18 protein-coding genes are annotated in these 16,044 nt (G+C 36.9%); 4 read left to right on the forward strand and 14 right to left on the reverse strand.

The annotated features are described in order from the left end of the window. Nucleotide 1: 1 nt before the first annotated feature. The 7 genes from FB551_RS22970 to pdxA all read right to left on the reverse strand — a co-directional run bounded on the left by FB551_RS22970 (nt 2) and on the right by pdxA (nt 6,383). On the reverse strand, nt 2–784 hold the full coding sequence (locus FB551_RS22970; RefSeq protein WP_142019049.1) for a glycosyltransferase family 2 protein: 783 nt from the start codon (nt 782–784) through the stop codon (nt 2–4). Further along, nucleotides 785–2,032, reverse strand: coding sequence for an ornithine--oxo-acid transaminase (rocD, locus tag FB551_RS22975; protein ID WP_047435621.1), 1,248 nt, complete (start codon nt 2,030–2,032; stop codon nt 785–787). A gap of 320 nt (nt 2,033–2,352) precedes the next feature. After that, a complete protein-coding gene (gene accC / locus FB551_RS22980) occupies nt 2,353–3,708 on the reverse strand; it encodes an acetyl-CoA carboxylase biotin carboxylase subunit (protein ID WP_142019050.1) in 1,356 nt (451 codons plus the stop codon). 84 nt (nt 3,709–3,792) lie between these two features. After that, the gene (gene accB / locus FB551_RS22985) at nt 3,793–4,275 is read right to left on the reverse strand and encodes an acetyl-CoA carboxylase biotin carboxyl carrier protein (protein WP_047385964.1); all 483 of its coding nucleotides are present in this window, start codon (nt 4,273–4,275) and stop codon (nt 3,793–3,795) included. A gap of 127 nt (nt 4,276–4,402) precedes the next feature. Further along, nucleotides 4,403–4,606: a 50S ribosomal protein L32 gene (gene rpmF, locus FB551_RS22990; RefSeq protein ID WP_007843326.1), complete on the reverse strand. Its 204-nt coding sequence runs from the start codon at nt 4,604–4,606 to the stop codon at nt 4,403–4,405. Between the two features lie 67 nt (nt 4,607–4,673). After that, nucleotides 4,674–5,207 carry a YceD family protein gene (locus tag FB551_RS22995; protein WP_142019051.1) on the reverse strand — a complete coding sequence of 178 codons (534 nt, stop codon included), beginning with the start codon at nt 5,205–5,207 and terminating at the stop codon, nt 4,674–4,676. An 84-nt stretch (nt 5,208–5,291) separates the two neighbouring features. Then, on the reverse strand, nt 5,292–6,383 hold the full coding sequence (gene pdxA / locus FB551_RS23000) for a 4-hydroxythreonine-4-phosphate dehydrogenase PdxA (RefSeq protein WP_047435614.1): 1,092 nt from the start codon (nt 6,381–6,383) through the stop codon (nt 5,292–5,294). Between the two features lie 48 nt (nt 6,384–6,431). On the opposite strand from pdxA, the gene FB551_RS23005 reads away from it, so the two are divergent. From FB551_RS23005 to FB551_RS23015, 3 genes are read left to right on the forward strand one after another with little or no spacing between them, the layout of a single operon-like run. Further along, a complete protein-coding gene (locus FB551_RS23005; RefSeq protein WP_047435612.1) occupies nt 6,432–7,016 on the forward strand; it encodes a riboflavin synthase in 585 nt (194 codons plus the stop codon). A 1-nt stretch (nt 7,017) separates the two neighbouring features. Further along, nucleotides 7,018–8,472: a sensor histidine kinase gene (locus FB551_RS23010; protein WP_047435610.1), complete on the forward strand. Its 1,455-nt coding sequence runs from the start codon at nt 7,018–7,020 to the stop codon at nt 8,470–8,472. After that, on the forward strand, nt 8,472–9,164 hold the full coding sequence (locus FB551_RS23015; RefSeq protein ID WP_142019052.1) for a tRNA1(Val) (adenine(37)-N6)-methyltransferase: 693 nt from the start codon (nt 8,472–8,474) through the stop codon (nt 9,162–9,164). Before FB551_RS23010 ends, FB551_RS23015 begins: the two co-directional genes overlap by 1 nt. 49 nt (nt 9,165–9,213) lie before the next feature. Here the strand turns inward: FB551_RS23015 and FB551_RS23020 are convergent, their stop codons facing one another. Both FB551_RS23020 and rpmH read right to left on the reverse strand, forming a co-directional pair. Next, complete coding sequence (locus tag FB551_RS23020; RefSeq protein ID WP_034692990.1) at nt 9,214–9,924, reverse strand: cell division ATP-binding protein FtsE; 711 nt, start codon at nt 9,922–9,924, stop codon at nt 9,214–9,216. 153 nt (nt 9,925–10,077) lie between these two features. Beyond that, nucleotides 10,078–10,236, reverse strand: coding sequence for a 50S ribosomal protein L34 (gene rpmH / locus FB551_RS23025; RefSeq protein ID WP_039365072.1), 159 nt, complete (start codon nt 10,234–10,236; stop codon nt 10,078–10,080). 235 nt (nt 10,237–10,471) lie between these two features. Here rpmH and FB551_RS23030 point away from each other — a divergent pair, with 235 nt between their 5' ends. Further along, the gene (locus tag FB551_RS23030) at nt 10,472–11,476 is read left to right on the forward strand and encodes a DHH family phosphoesterase (RefSeq protein ID WP_047435607.1); all 1,005 of its coding nucleotides are present in this window, start codon (nt 10,472–10,474) and stop codon (nt 11,474–11,476) included. 34 nt (nt 11,477–11,510) lie between these two features. Here FB551_RS23030 and FB551_RS23035 read toward each other — a convergent pair whose 3' ends face one another. The 5 genes from FB551_RS23035 to FB551_RS23055 all read right to left on the reverse strand — a co-directional run. Next, complete coding sequence (locus tag FB551_RS23035) at nt 11,511–12,317, reverse strand: patatin-like phospholipase family protein (protein ID WP_047435605.1); 807 nt, start codon at nt 12,315–12,317, stop codon at nt 11,511–11,513. A 71-nt stretch (nt 12,318–12,388) separates the two neighbouring features. Then, nucleotides 12,389–13,171 (reverse strand): alpha/beta fold hydrolase, encoded by a 783-nt coding sequence (locus tag FB551_RS23040; RefSeq protein WP_142019053.1) that lies wholly within the window; start codon nt 13,169–13,171, stop codon nt 12,389–12,391. Between the two features lie 107 nt (nt 13,172–13,278). Then, on the reverse strand, nt 13,279–13,806 hold the full coding sequence (locus FB551_RS23045; RefSeq protein WP_142019054.1) for a biopolymer transporter ExbD: 528 nt from the start codon (nt 13,804–13,806) through the stop codon (nt 13,279–13,281). 192 nt (nt 13,807–13,998) lie between these two features. Further along, nucleotides 13,999–15,534: a T9SS type A sorting domain-containing protein gene (locus FB551_RS23050; protein WP_142019055.1), complete on the reverse strand. Its 1,536-nt coding sequence runs from the start codon at nt 15,532–15,534 to the stop codon at nt 13,999–14,001. 135 nt (nt 15,535–15,669) lie between these two features. Then, a partial coding sequence (locus tag FB551_RS23055) for a thioredoxin family protein (RefSeq protein WP_185150230.1) occupies nt 15,670–16,044 on the reverse strand: 375 nt, incomplete at its 5' end.

Raw genomic sequence — 16,044 nt, forward strand, 5'->3', positions numbered from 1 at the left:
ACTATTTTACTGTATTTTGTTCAATTTCTAACCGTCTTATTTTTTCACGCAGCTTGATGTATTTCAAAAAGGTGTAATAAGACATTGTTTTAGCAACATAAAATCCTGGAAATCCATCCAGAAAACCAGCTTTGAAGATAAAAACCTTAATAAACTCAAAAATAGGGCTTACAATGATTTTAAATCTATTGATTTTTTTCCCCTTCTCAAACATCTTTTCCGCCATCATATCAGAGTATCTGTTGATTTTTGAGACATGATGATGAATGCTTTTGTAGGTATAATGATCCAGTTTCCCTTCCATAAGACCTATCTTCTGATCAGTAATCAAAAATTCATGAACTTTATCATCCGAATACCTTGCATATTTTTTTCTGAACAGCCTTTCACGGCATACATTTCCCCAGCCTCCATATCTGATCAGGTGAATTCCCAGATGATTGTTGAATTTTGCTTTATACACATTGAATTCTGTACTTTCTGAAGAAACAATGTTTTGTATAGATCTCTTCATATTATGATCTGGAACTTCGTCGGCATCCAGAAACAAAATCCATTCATGGGAGCATAAATGAAGGGCATGGTTTTTTTGTTCACCATACCCGTTAAATTTTTTCTCAAAGAATTTTACCTGTGGATATTTTTGAGTGCAAATCTCTTTGGTCTTATCTGTAGAAAAGCTATCAACAATAATGATTTCATCAGCAATATCTGATATTGAATCTAAAAGTCTTACGATGTTCTCTTCTTCATTATAAGTAATGATTGCAAGGGAAAGAGCCATTTATTTATACTCGAGAATAGTCTTTTCAATAATCTTCACACAATCCAGCAATTGCTCTTCAGTAATTACCAATGGCGGTGCCAGTCTGATGATATTACCATGGGTAGGTTTTGCCAGCAAACCGTTTTCTTTTAATTTTAAACAAAGATTCCATGCCGTAGAACTATCAGGGGTATCATTAATCAGGATAGCATTGAGAAGGCCTTTTCCTCTTACTTTGGTAATAAGATCTGTCTTTTCTATCAGCTTCTCAATTTCAGCTCTGAAAAGTTTTCCTAATTCTTCTGCTCTTTCGGAAAGTTTTTCATCAGCTACCACGTCCAATGCTGCTACTGCTACTGCACATGCAATAGGGTTTCCCCCGAATGTGGAACCATGTTGTCCTGGTTTGATAACATTCATGATGCTATCATTCGCTAAAACAGCAGATACAGGATACATTCCTCCGGAAAGTGCCTTTCCTAAGATTAGGATATCGGGTTGTACATTTTCATGGTGGCAGGCAATCAGCCTTCCTGTTCTTGCGATACCAGTCTGAACTTCATCAGCAATGAAAAGAACATTGTGTTTTTTACATAATTCAGAAGCATTTTTAAGGAAGTTTTCATCCGGAACATATACCCCGGCCTCTCCCTGAATAGGTTCTACTAAGAATGCTGCAATACTTTCTGCTTCTCTGCTTAGAACTTCTTCCAATGCTGCGATATCATTATAAGGAATTTTGATAAATCCTGGGGTAAAAGGTCCGTAGTTTTGGTTGGCATCCGGATCATTGGAAAAAGAAACAATAGTGGTTGTTCTTCCGTGGAAATTGTTTTCGCAAACAATAATTTTTGCTGCGTTTTCTGCAATTCCTTTTACTTCATAACTCCATTTTCTGGCTAATTTTACGGCTGTTTCCACAGCTTCCGCTCCGGAGTTCATGGGTAAAACCTTGTCAAACCCGAAAAGAGTTGTTATTTTTTGTTCGTATTCTCCTAATTTAGAGTTATAGAATGCTCTTGAAGTTAAAGCCAGCTTTTGTGCCTGCTCTACCAAAGCTCCTACAATTTTTGGGTGGGAGTGCCCCTGGTTCACAGCAGAATATGCTGAAAGAAAATCATAGTACTTTTTGCCTTCCACATCCCAAACGAATACACCTTCTCCGCGGTCCAGAACTACTGGAAGTGGGTGATAGTTATGCGCTCCGTGTTTGTCTTCAAGGTCAATAAAATACTGTGAGTTTTTTGTTTGTTCTGCTGTTGACATATTGTTGTTTTTTACAAATTTACGCAATATTAATGATATGCATAAACAAATACCTAGTGTCGTTTTAGTGTAAAAATAAAGTAGATTTTAAGGTGGAATAATATTGAATTAGAGAATATTTTCTTTGTTGATTGGTTGTTATAGGTATTATATCTTTATACTGAAAAAAAATATTTTCTTATTGTTTATTAATTTTTATTAATGACTGGCAAAGCGTTATTTCAAAGGCCTTCTGATACCTTTAGTGGAAAGGTTATGATGGATATAAATAAAAACTGCCTCAAAAAAGAGGCAGTTTCACTTTGTATTTTAAAATAATCTTAGTGATTATCATATTTTCTGTCCATTACAAAATCCTCCATGAATTTTGTCGTGTAGTTTCCTGCAAGATAATCTTCATTATCCATCAGTTGTCTGTGGAAAGGAATAGTTGTTTTTACTCCTTCAATATAGAATTCCTCAAGCGCACGTCTCATTTTCGCAATCGCTTCCTCACGGGTTTGAGCCGTAGTGATAAGCTTAGCGATCATAGAGTCGTAGTTAGAAGGGATTGTATATCCGGAATATACGTGAGTGTCTACTCTGATTCCGTGTCCGCCAGGGATATTTAATCCTGTGATTTTTCCCGGAGACGGTCTGAAGTCTGCGTAAGGATCTTCTGCGTTGATTCTACACTCAATGGAGTGCAATTTAGGGTAATAGTTAACTCCTGAAATAGGAGTTCCTGCCGCAAGAAGAATTTGTTCTCTGATCAGGTCATAATCAATTACCTGTTCAGTAATAGGGTGCTCTACCTGGATTCTTGTATTCATTTCCATGAAATAGAAATTTCTATGCTTGTCTACAAGGAATTCGATGGTTCCTACCCCTTCGTATCCAATGAATTCAGCAGCTTTTACAGCAGCATCACCCATTTTCTCACGAAGTTCATCTGTCATAAAAGGAGAAGGTGTTTCTTCAGTTAATTTCTGATTTCTTCTCTGTACAGAACAGTCTCTTTCAGAAAGGTGGCAAGCTTTACCGAATTGGTCACCGGCAACCTGAATCTCAATATGTCTAGGCTCTTCAATCAGTTTTTCCATATACATACCTCCGTTTCCAAAGGCAGCTACAGCTTCCTGAATAGCAGATTCCCAGTGGTCTTTAAGGTCTTCAGCTTTCCATACCGCTCTCATTCCTTTACCTCCACCACCGGCAGTAGCTTTGATCATTACCGGATATCCAGTTTCTTCAGCAACTTTTACTGCGTGCTCGTAAGATTCGATCAATCCGTCAGAACCTGGTACGCATGGTACACCTGCAGCTTTCATGGTAGCCTTAGCGTTTGCTTTATCTCCCATTTTTTCAATCTGTTCAGGAGAAGCACCAATAAATTTGATACTGTTTTTCTGGCAGATTCTTGAAAAGTTAGCATTTTCAGATAAGAATCCGTAACCTGGGTGAATGGCATCTGCATTGGTAATTTCCGCCGCCGCAATAATGTTAGGAATTTTAAGATAGGAATCTTTACTCATTGCAGGGCCAATACATACCGCTTCATCAGCAAATCTTACGTGAAGACTATCTTTATCAGCAGTAGAGTATACCGCAACGGTCTTGATCCCCATTTCTTTACAAGTACGTAAAATACGCATTGCAATTTCGCCACGATTGGCTATTAATATTTTTTTGAACATCTTAATACTATTTGAAATTTGAAAATTTGAAATTTGAAATTGACTTTATCATCAATTATCAATCATCATTAATCAATATCTTAATTAAGATGGATCTACTAAGAATAAAGGTTGGTCGTATTCTACAGGAGTAGCGTCGTCAACTAAAATTTTAACAATTTTTCCGCTGATTTCAGATTCAATCTGGTTGAATAGCTTCATTGCTTCAATAACGCAAACTACTTTACCAACAGAAACTTCGTCACCTACATTTACAAATACATCTTTATCAGGAGATGGTTTTCTATAGAAAGTACCAATCATCGGAGATTTGATTGTTACATATTTGCTGTCATCAGATGCAGCTTCAGCTTTCTCAGCAGCAGGAGCAGCAGGAGTTGCAACAGGTGCCGGAGCAGCTACCGCTTGTGGAGCAGTGTGATATACCGCCGGTTGTGCATAAACAGCATCGCTTCCAGCTAATGGAGTTTTAATAGTGATTTCGAAATCTTTAGTTTTGTACTTCACTTCTGAAACTTCAGCCTTAGATACAAACTTGATAAGATTTTGTATGTCTTTAATGTCCATAAATTTGATATTTGATTTGATGCCAAAGATACCAAAAAAACGTAAAAAACAACAAAAAACCGCCAAATTTTATCAAAATTGGGCGGTTTTTGTATTAAAATGAGGCTTTTTCAGCGAAAAGCGACTCTTAGTTTTCTTCAGTAGTAGCTACTTCTTTTTCCAATACTACTTTACCTCTGTAGTATAATTTTCCTTCATGCCAGTGAGCTCTGTGGTATAGGTGAAGCTCTCCTGTTGTTGCATCTTTAGCTAATTGAGGAACTACAGCTTTGTAGTGAGTTCTTCTCTTATCTCTTCTTGTAGACGACTGTCTTCTCTTTGGATGTGCCATTTTCTAATAACTTTTTTAATTGATGAGCGATGAGATTCATCATCTCATCATATTTAAATTATTCTATTTAATTATTGTCTTTTAGTTTTCTTAAAGCATCCCATCTAGGGTCACTTTCATGTTCTTCTTCTTCTTCAGTTACCTCAATATCTTTAGGACTGAACTGGTCAAGAATTTTAAGATCTTCATCACTTACATTCGGTGAGATTTTTTTCATCGGGATAGAAAGCATTACATTTTCATAAATCAAATGTGCTACATTGAAAGCATGCTCTCCGGTAGGAATGGTAATGACATCTTCATTGCTGTCATCATATTCTTCCCCGAAATTCACCAGAATTTTGATTTCATTCTCAATAGGATAGTCGAAGTCTTCATTTGTGATATCACAAACCAACTCAACCCATCCATTAATTTTAATCTCAAATTCTAAAAAAGTAGTGTGCTTATCAAGTGATACATTCACTTCTATTCTAGGATTTGTAAATTCCTGCTCAGTGTCAAATAATTGAAAGAACGTTTTATCTATCTCAAACTTGAACCCGTGTTTTCCGTTTTTAAGTCCGGAAAAGCTTACGTCATAGTTTCTTAACTTGTCCATAAAATGAGTGTGCAAAAATATGCATTTTTTTTATAATAACAAATAAAATCTGAAACAAATTAATTTAAAATTTGTTTTAAAGATTTATGCTTCAGTTTCCTCCGGTAGATCTTCATCTATTCCGTTGTCTACAGCCATTTTTCTAGGCTGAAGGCGGTCATTCATCAGTTCACTGTATTCACTTCTGTTCTTGAAAACCTTGATTGCTGTGAAGATGGCTTCCGTGAAACTCTGCTCATCCGCCACATTTTTTCCTGCAATATCGTAGGCAACTCCATGATCAGGAGATGTTCTGATAAAAGGAAGTCCCGCGGTATAATTTACTCCTTCTTCATACGCTAATGTTTTGAAAGGAGCCAGCCCCTGATCGTGATACATTGCTAACACAGCATCGAAATTTTTGTATTTACTCGGCTGGAAAAAGCTGTCTGCAGGGAAAGGCCCGAATGCCAGTATTCCGTTGTCAGAAAGTTCTTTAATAGCCGGGCTGATGATTTCAATTTCTTCGTTTCCGATAACACCTCCATCTCCTGCGTGAGGATTTAGCCCCAATACAGCAATTTTTGGCTTTTGAATACAGAAATCTTCTATTAAGGTTTGGTTTAAGGCTCTGATCTGTTTTTTTATTTTTTCCTTGGAAATATTTTCAGCTACCTGTGCAATAGGAATGTGATGCGTGGAAACAGCTACTTTAAGATCTTCAGTAACAAGGAACATTAATCCTTTTTTGTTAAACTTCTCTTCAAAATACCCTGTGTGTCCGGCATGTTTGAATCCCATTTTTACCATTTCATCCTTGTTGATCGGAGCAGTTACCAATACGTCAATATCTCCTTTTATCAAAGCTTCAGTAGCTGCTTCTAAAGAATCAATGGCCATTTTTGTAGATTCTTCAGTAGGAACTCCCAATTCTACATTCACGTTTTCTTTGGTAAGGTTAACCATATTAAGTTTCCCTGCCTGTGCCTGTGAAGGTTCGTTAACGTAGTTGAAATTAAGATTCAGCTTAAAAATATTTTTCTGATAAGTGAATAATTTCCCCGAACCAAAAATTACAGGAGTGAAAAAATCTGTAATAGTTTTGTCTTTCAGAGACTTCATAATGATCTCCGGGCCTATGCCGTTGAAATCACCGATTGAAATTCCTACTCGTACTTTATGGTTTTTTGGGCTCATTTTGATTATCTTTGAAGATTATAATTTACAAATTTAGCAAAAAATAATATGTTCACAGGAATTATTGAAGCAGTTGGTGTTATTGAGAAGATTGAAGAAAAAGGAAGCAATATAGATTTTACCCTGACCTGCCCTTTTACAAACGAACTGAAAATTGATCAGAGCCTTGCCCACAACGGCTGTTGTCTTACAGTTGTTGAGATAAAAGACAATCATTATGTGGTGACAGCAATCAACGAAACGCTGGAAAAAACCAACCTTGGAAAATGGGAACTGGGAACCGTTGTGAACCTTGAGCGTTGTATGAAGATGGATGGAAGACTGGATGGTCATATTGTTCAGGGACACGTTGATAAAACCGGAGAAGTGGTGAGTATCGAAAATAAAGACGGAAGTTATTTTATTACTATGAAGTATGAAAATGACGGAACTTTTGTAACGGTACCTCAGGGATCCATTACAGTAAACGGAATCAGTCTTACGGTTGCTAAAAGTGAAGATAATCAGTTTTCCGTAGCTATTATTCCTTATACCTGGGAATTTACGAATATGAAACATTTGAAAATTGGTGATAAAGTAAACCTGGAATTTGATATCATTGGTAAGTATATTGCTAGGTTAATTAAAAAGTAGAATGTCAATAAATAAGTATAAAGGATATAGCTTAAGAAACCGGGTGTTTTTCGGTTTCTTGCTGGTATGTTTTTTAAGTGTCGTTGCTACATCTCTTGTTCCTTACTTTGTATTGAGAAATCATTCTTTACAGCAGAGTAATATCGATATGCAGGATAAAACCAATGCTGTTATGCGATATCTGGACTATGCCGTAAGCCAGACCCTTATAGAAACAAAAGATCTTCCCGAGGTTTTAGGAAATAAAATCTTTGAAATAGCGGATATCAACCAGCATGACATTTTTATTTATGATCTGAAAGGAAACTATTTGCTTTCCAACAAAGATGAAGGTTTAGTTGAGCAGAAAACAATCCCTATAGAAATCATCAATAAGATTCTGTCTACTGACGCAAGAGTAGATATGGTGAATTATGATGCTGCTAAGGATGCTAAGCTGACTTCTTCCTATCTTTTGTTGAAAAACAATGAACTTGAGCCTATCGGAATTGTTTATATTCCTTTATACCATAATGAATCAGCTTATCTTGAGGTTCTTCATCAGTATGTAAAATATATTCTTTTAGTAGATATTTTCCTTATTCTTTTCAGTATCTGGATCAGTTGGGTTACGTCGAATAGCCTCGCAAAAACCATTACGAAATTCTCTGATATGATTACCCGTATTACTTTGTTTGAAAACGAAATGCGTCCTATCAGATATTATAAGAATGATGAACTGAATGCCTTGGCCAGGGCTTATAACAGAATGATTTTGCAGATTCAGGACCAGAAAGAAAGACTTAGATTCAAAGCATCTGAAGAAGCGTGGCGAGAAATGGCCAAGCAGGTAGCTCATGAGGTGAAAAATCCGCTGACTCCTATGAAGCTTACTATTCAGAATTTTGAAAGAAAATTTGATCCCGAAGATCCGAATATCAGAGAAAGAGTAAAGCAGATGAGTAAAACTATTGTAGATCAGATTGATCTGATTGCTACAGTAGCTTCAGCATTCTCGGAATTTGCCAAACTTCCTGAAAAAAACAATGAAGTGATCAATCTGAATACGGAAGTTGAAGATATTCTTCGTGTATTCAATGATGACAGTATTTTTATGCATGCCAACAAGACGAATATTATGATCAATATGGACAGGATCTATCTTTCCAGAATTATCACAAACCTTGTTACCAATGCAAAACAGGCAGAAAGTGACCAGAGAAAACTGATCATTAATGTAGATGTGGAACAGCACCAGAGAAGAGTCATGATCTCTGTTCAGGATAACGGAGTCGGGATTCCTGAAAATATGTATGAAAGAATCTTTGAACCGAATTTTACTTCTAAAAGCAGTGGAATGGGGCTTGGCTTGTCCATGGTAAGAAAAATGATCGAGGATTATAAAGGTGAGATCTCTGTGAAATCAGAAGTAGGGAAGGGGTCTACATTCATTATTACGCTGCCTACCAATTTATAGTGAAACCTTTTACATTTAAACAATTTCAAATTCAGCAGTCTAAAGACGTCTTCCGTGTAGGAACAGACGGTGTTCTGCTTGGAGCTTTGGCTGATGTAGAACATGTTTCCAGTGTTTTGGAAGTTGGTACTGGTACGGGATTAATTTCTCTTATGCTGGCACAAAGAAACCCACTAGCAAGCTTTTTAGGATTGGATATTAATGAAGATGCAGCAAGGCTTACCAGGCTCAATTTTGAAAATTCCCCTTTTCATGCAAGGCTGAAAAATGGCCATCAGGATTTTAAAACTTTTGAAACAAAAGAACAATTTGATCTGATTGTGTCCAACCCTCCGTATTTTGAAGAATCAGGATCTGAAAAAGATAAGATTGCGCGTCAGACCGTAGAATTAAACTTCAGACAGTTGATCAGTAAGGCGGCAGAATTATTGTCAGAAAAAGGGATGTTTTCTGTAATCATACCTGTGGAAGCAGGGGAAGTTTTTATTTCAGTTGGTAAAGAAAATAATCTGCATCTGAACAGAAAAGTGAATATCAGAGGAATTGAAAATGCGAAGGCAAAAAGATTGATTCTGGAGTTTTCATCACAAGAAAAAGAAATCAGCGAATCTGATTTTATCATAGAAAAAAGTCCGAGACAATACTCGGACCAATATCTTGAACTCACTAAAGAGTTTCATGTTTTTAAGTAGAGAAGTTAGAAAGCAGATTTTAGAAAACAGTTTCTAACTCTTTTAGTTCTTATTCAAATAATTCTGAAGTATCCAATACAGAAACTTTTCCGTCCTCACATCTTATCGCTTCACCCGGGAAGTTTTGAATCATGTGGTAGTCGTGTGTTGCCATTACTACTGCAGCGCCATTTTCAAGGGCAACCTGCTTCAATAATGTCATAATTTCATTGGAAGTTTCAGGGTCAAGGTTTCCTGTCGGCTCATCCGCTAAGATAAGATCCGGGTGGTTAAGAAGAGCTCTTGCGATGGCAATACGCTGCTGTTCTCCTCCGGAAAGTTCGTGAGGCATTTTGTGCTTCTTGCTTTTCATGTTCACACTTCCCAATACCTCATTAATACGGTCTTCTATTTTTACTTTGTCATTCCATCCTGTGGCTTCAAGAACGAACTTAAGGTTTTTCTCAACCGTTCTGTCTGAAAGTAACTGGAAGTCCTGGAATACGATGCCTAGTTTTCTTCTTAAATTAGGGATGTCAGACGGCTTTAGTTTTGCCAGATCAAATCCTACAACAGCTCCATGTCCTGATGCCAATGGAATGTGTCCGTAAAGCGTTTTCAGAAGGGAACTTTTTCCGGAACCTGTTTTTCCGATAAGGTAGCAGAATCTACCTTTCTTTATATTAAGATTTACATCAGAAAGTACAGTAAAGTTTTTTTGCGCAATCTTGGCGTTTTGTAAACTTATAATATTGTCTCCGGCGATATTTGTATGTGGCATAATTTAATTTTAAAGGCTATTTCTTATAAAAATATTTCAACTTTTAAAAATAGAAAAAGATGTTGATTCAGCCTAAATTTTAGTAAATTTTAACAACAAAAAATGCCTGAAAAAGAACTTTTCAAGCATGTTTTGTATATGATAATAAAAAGATTATCTCTTAGCGCGTGCAGCACTTACAGTTAAACTCTTTCTGCCTTTAGCTCTTCTCGCAGCCAAAACTCTTCTTCCATTTGGCGTAGACATTCTTTCTCTGAAACCGTGTTTGTTTCTTCTTTTTCTTTCTGATGGCTGGAATGTTCTTTTACTCATTACTATATGTTTAAATCGTAATTAATCTATTAATTTTCAGGTTGCAAAGATATATAAATTTTTATAAGTTACAAACTTTAATTATCTTTTTTTAAAATAAAATTTCTTGTTTTTCTATTGGCTATTTATAAACCCTCACAGGAAAACCATTTTCCGGTGCAAAAATAATATTTAAATGATTTATATAAAAGCTCTATCTTTGAAAACTTTAATTTTAACGAAAAATAAACACCGGATGTTTACACCAACAGAACTTTTAGATATCAATACATTACTTACCCAGGATAGCAGAATAGTGATTCTTACCCATTATAATCCGGATGGAGATGCTATTGGCTCAAGTTTGGGATTAAAACATTATCTGAAAGCAAAAGGAATTCATGCAGAGGTTATCGTACCTAATGATTTTCCGAAGTTTCTGAAGTGGATGCCGGAATCTAAAAAAGTTATTATTGCAGAATATAAAAGAAAACTGGCTGCGGATATGATTGCGGGAGCAGATGTTATTTTCTGCCTGGATTTTAATTCTCCGTCAAGAATCGGATTATTGGGAGACTGGCTGGTAAAAGCTCCGGGAAAGAAAATCCTTATTGATCATCACCAGCAGCCGGAACAATTTGATTTTGTTTATTCTGATACAGTCATTCCTGCCACTTCACAGATGATCTATCATTTTATTGAAGCAATGAATGATGAAAAACTGGTGAACCAGGATATGGCAGAATGTCTTTATACAGGTATCATGACAGATACGGGGGGATTCCGTTTTCGTTCTACCAGCGCTACCACACACAGGATTATTGCTAATCTTATCGAACACGGTGCAGATCCAGCCATGATTACTTCCAATACCTGGGATACCAATACGGTTTCCCGACTGCATTTGCTTGCTTTGGTTCTTGGAAGAATAGAAGTGGTGAATGACGGAACAGTAGCTGTGTTAAGCCTTACCCGAAATGAACTGAAAGAATTTGGTTTCCAGAAAGGAGATACGGAAGGGTTTGTAAACTATGGTTTAAGTATTGCCGGCGTAAAAATGTCTGCGTTCTTCATGGAAGATCTGTACGAAGACTTCGTTAAAATTTCTTTCAGAAGTAAGGATGATGTAGACGTAAACCAATTCTCAAGAAAATATTTCAACGGCGGCGGGCATATTAATGCAGCCGGAGGGAAATCTTTAGATTCATTGGCAGGAACTATAGTCAACTTTAAAGAGAAAGTGAAAGAGGAAGGTTTATAGGAATAAAAAACTGTAAATTTTCTGATTAAAATTTCTAAATACTTTTACGAAATCCTTTTTCTTCAAGTTCCTGGCAGGTGTAGTCGTATACCTGCTGAAACATTTCATCCATATATCTTTTGTTGAAAAGACTGTATTTCGTCATTTTGGGCGGATCTAAAAATATATTGCAGTATTTTGCTTTGGAATATACCGACTTTGCAATTGCTAAGTGGAGAATTCTGTCAAACTCCTTCATCAGGCTCATTTTGTTTAATTCATCATAGCTGATGGAATTGACATGAGAAGCAATCAGAAAATTGCATTTATCCATGATGGGCTCAATGGGAAGATTATCCAGAACACCGCCATCCACATAAATTTTCTCACCAATTCTTACCGGAGGAAGAATAAACGGAACGCTGGAAGAGGCAAGCAATGGTCCAAAAAGCTCTCCTTCAGAAAAGAAATCTACGATGCCATGAGTCATTTCTGTAGCTGCTACATACATCGGAATTTTTAAAATACTGAAATCATCTTCCGGGAAATAATCTTTGAACAGTTTTAAAATAAAATTAGAGCTGAAAATTCCGTTTTTGGATAATTTTAATGCAGATCTGGAGAAAAAAGAAGTCTGTCTTACAATTTCCATCATTTCATCCGGCGTTTTTCCAAAAGAATAAAAAGCACCAATGATGGATCCTGCACTTGTTCCCGAGATAATGTGTGGTTTCAGATGATATTCTTCCAGAGCTTTCAGTACGGCAATATGGGCAATCCCACGCATTCCTCCGCCTGAAAGTGTAAGTCCGATAACCGGTGGTGCCGGTGGTTTCTTTTTTTTGAATGAAAATAAAGCCATTACCCAAATTATCCTCTACTAATATACAGGATTTTTTGTTATGCACGGCTTAATTTGTACGGTAATCTATTTTATAAAACCAGTTTTTTAGGAAGATTGTGAAGAAGTTCCGTGTTGATAATTTCTGCACAGATACCGGGTTTTTCCCAATGTCCGTTGTGGCCGCAGTCCAGAATGTAAGATTTGATATTTGTTCTGTCCGGAAGATGCTTGATCATCATATCTGTTTTTACGGCATTATCATGTTTGCCTGCCAGTACTAAGATTTTAGCTTCCAGGTTTTCCAGGACATGCTTTTTGTCGGTTCTTTCTACCATACCTTTCACACAGGCAAGTGCCCCTGAATTGTTGGTGGAAAGGGCGGTTTCGAGAGCTATTTCTATTTTTCCTTCCAGGATATCTCTTTCATTCGGATTGAATAAATTAGGAACTCCGGCTCTTGCATAGTGGGCAAATGCATCCTTTATGATTCTATAGCTTTTGATACGCTGCTGTTTCTTCTCTTCGTCATCCGGAAAATAAGTAGAGAAAAATAATGTTAAGCTTTTTAAAGAGTCAGGATATTTCTCCGCAAATGCGAGAGAGGTATAGCCTCCCATAGAATGTCCCAGAAGATGTACTTTTTCTAAATGCTGGTCATCTAAAACTTTTTTTACTTCTTCAGCCATTAGTTCCATGGTGTGAACTTCTGCTAAAATTTCAGACTGACCGTGGCCGGGAAGGTCGATTTTAAGCAGTGAAAAATCTTTGGAAAGATGACGCTCCATATCGCTCCAGATGGATATGTTTTCCATAAATCCGTGAAGAAGTACCAAAGTTTCTTTTCCGTTTCCTGTTCTTTCAAAGTTCAGCATGATTCCAAAATTTAGAAGGTTAAAAATAATACAGCAGGTTATCTGCAGATTCGTTTCTCCTTTCAAAATTAATCAAAAAAAGAGCATTTAAAAAATGCCCTTGTCTTTTATTGAGTTAATTCCTTGTAAACCTTTGTTTCCCAGGGTTTGATATCTGTTACCCCATATCTTTCTTTTTTAGAAATGGCAAGGTTGTCCAGCATATCTACAAAATTTTTGTAATTGGCTTCATCCGTGGGTTTTACAATGACTGTGAATTTCTCAGGAGCCGGAGCTTTCTTATAGGCTTCAGCAATGATCTTGGAAATTTTTATTCCACTGAAATCGGTTTCCTTAAGATTGGCGGAATTCAAATCTGTAGCATTGCTTTGATGATAAAATACGCGGTTGTCTTTTCCAAGGATAAAGGTAATCTGGTTTTGATCTCCGATTACATAATCAGTTGGGATTGGATTAGGATTGTGGTCTTTTGCAGGTAGCCCCAAATCCATTACATTAGGTTTTGTAAAATTGGTGGTGAACATAAAGAATGTGATCAGTAAGAATCCCAGATCTACCATAGGAGTCATGTCTACTCTGATCATTTTTTTCTTTTGCTTGCTGCCTTGTTTTTCTTGTGCAATAACTTCTGCCATGATTAAAAATTTTAAATGTTAAACGGTGTTTTTTTTGAAGAATTCATACAAAACATATGCCTCGATTATTAAAAAATTTATAGATTCATGAATTTATTGATTGTTTTTGGGCGGATTTTAAGTATTTCTGTTTCTTTTGATAATTCTAATGAAAAATGTGGATGTTTATGGTGTTTTGGTCACTGAAGGAATTTATCTGATGATTGTTAATTTCTTTGAAAGCATAATTTCTTCTCTGTTTTTCACCTGTACCATATAAAGTCCTTCAGTAAATGGAGATGTGCTGATTTTAATTTTTTCCTCGTTGTATTTTTGGGAGAAAAGTTTTCTTCCGGACATATCGGTAATGGTAATAGTACTTTCCTTGGTCAGATGATCTAAGTAGAAAAAGTCTTTTGCCGGATTAGGGTAGAGGTTGGGTTTATGCATCTGCTGATTTTCTGAAATGCCCAGCTGTTCCGGACTTAATTTTACTACCCATGCATCGATCAGGCCATGATGTCCGGTAACGTCTCCACTGGTAGATCCTGTACTTCCTGAAACAATATACCCGTTATCAGCGGTCAGTTCAACCGCAGTTAAGTACTCTACATCAGGTCCTCCCAGTGTTTTCTCCCACTTCAGATTTCCGCTGCTGTACAGTTTTATGATCCAGTAATCCAGATTACCGTGATGATTGGTTACCTGTCCGTTGTTGGAAGCTGTCCAGCCTGCAACAATATAATCCCATTCGGGAGTCTGGCGAATAGTTATTGCATTGTCATGAAAACTTCCTCCAAAATACTTATCCCACACGATAGTTCCGTTATTGCTTAGTTTGATAACCCAATAATCGGGAAGTCCGCTTTCAAGATTTGAAGGATTAAAAGAAGTGCCCACGGCAATATAACCGCCATCAAAAGTCTGTTGCGCATAATACCCTATATTGTCGCCAATATTGCCTAATGTCTTTTGCCATTGAATATTTCCGCTGGAATCAAGTTTTACTACCCAAAAATCATTGCTTCCGTAGCTTACAGTAATATCACCATCCGCAGACACGGTGGTTCCTGCAATAATATATCCGCCATCAAAAGTCTGCTGTACAGAATTAACCTGCTCACTGCTGCTTCCGCCCAGCGATTTCTGCCATTGTATATTTCCGTTACTATCTAATTTTACCATCCAGTAATCTCCTCCTCCGTGATTTCCGCTCACATCACCGTCATCGGAACCTGAAGAGCCGGCTACAATATATCCTCCTTCAGAAGTCTGCTGAATAGATTGGGCCATATCCATACTGCTTCCCCCGAGTGATTTCTGCCATTGCATATTCCCGTTGGCATCAAGTTTTACAATCCAGTAATCATAATTTCCATGATTTCCGATGACATCTCCATCACTGGAATTGGATGATCCGGCAATAATATACCCTCCATCGGTAGTCTGACGGATAGATTGTGCATCATCAACATTGCTTCCTCCTAACGATTTTTGCCACTGTATACTTCCCGAAGAATTCAATTTTACGATCCAGTAATCTCCTCCTCCATGATTTCCACTGACATCGCCATCATTGGACATAGAATGTCCGGCTACAATGTATCCTCCGTCGGAGGTTTGCTGAACGGCGTTGGCAGATTCACCATGGGTGCCTCCCAATGCTTTTTGCCATTCTATGGAAGGAGCAGTCTGTGCTGTGACTATTGAAAAAGTAAAAAATAAAAAAGTAGAGGTTAAATATCTCATATGTATTTGAATAAGTGATGGTTATTCAAATGTAATTAATTTTACACTACGTTTGGTGTTTTATTGTTTATTTAATTCATTAAAACAAAAAACTCACACGATACAGTGTGAGTTTTTGAATGTTATGTCAATAATTTATTTATTCTTTTTATAGAAATTTACCCCGCATTCAAGGAATTTTTTGAACTCCTCTTTAGGCATATATCCTGAAACAGGTGTGTTAATTACTTTTCCATCAGGAGTTATTAAAACATAATGAGGTTGAGAATTATTGTTAAAGTTCACCTGCTGGAATAAACTCCATCTGTCCCCGATGGTTTTTACCTTTTTGATTTGTCCGTCCCCAAGGTCAATTTTGGTTTTTTGATCCTCAGGAAGCTCTTCTTTGTCGTCTACATATAGAGAAGCCAATACTACATCATTCTGAAGGATCGGCAGGATGTCCGGTTCGCTCCATACAAATTCCTCCATTTTTCTACAGTTTTCACATCCGTATCCTGTAAAGTCGAT

Origin of the sequence: Chryseobacterium aquifrigidense (genome assembly GCF_006716485.1) — a bacterium.
GTDB classification, from domain to species: domain Bacteria; phylum Bacteroidota; class Bacteroidia; order Flavobacteriales; family Weeksellaceae; genus Chryseobacterium; species Chryseobacterium vietnamense.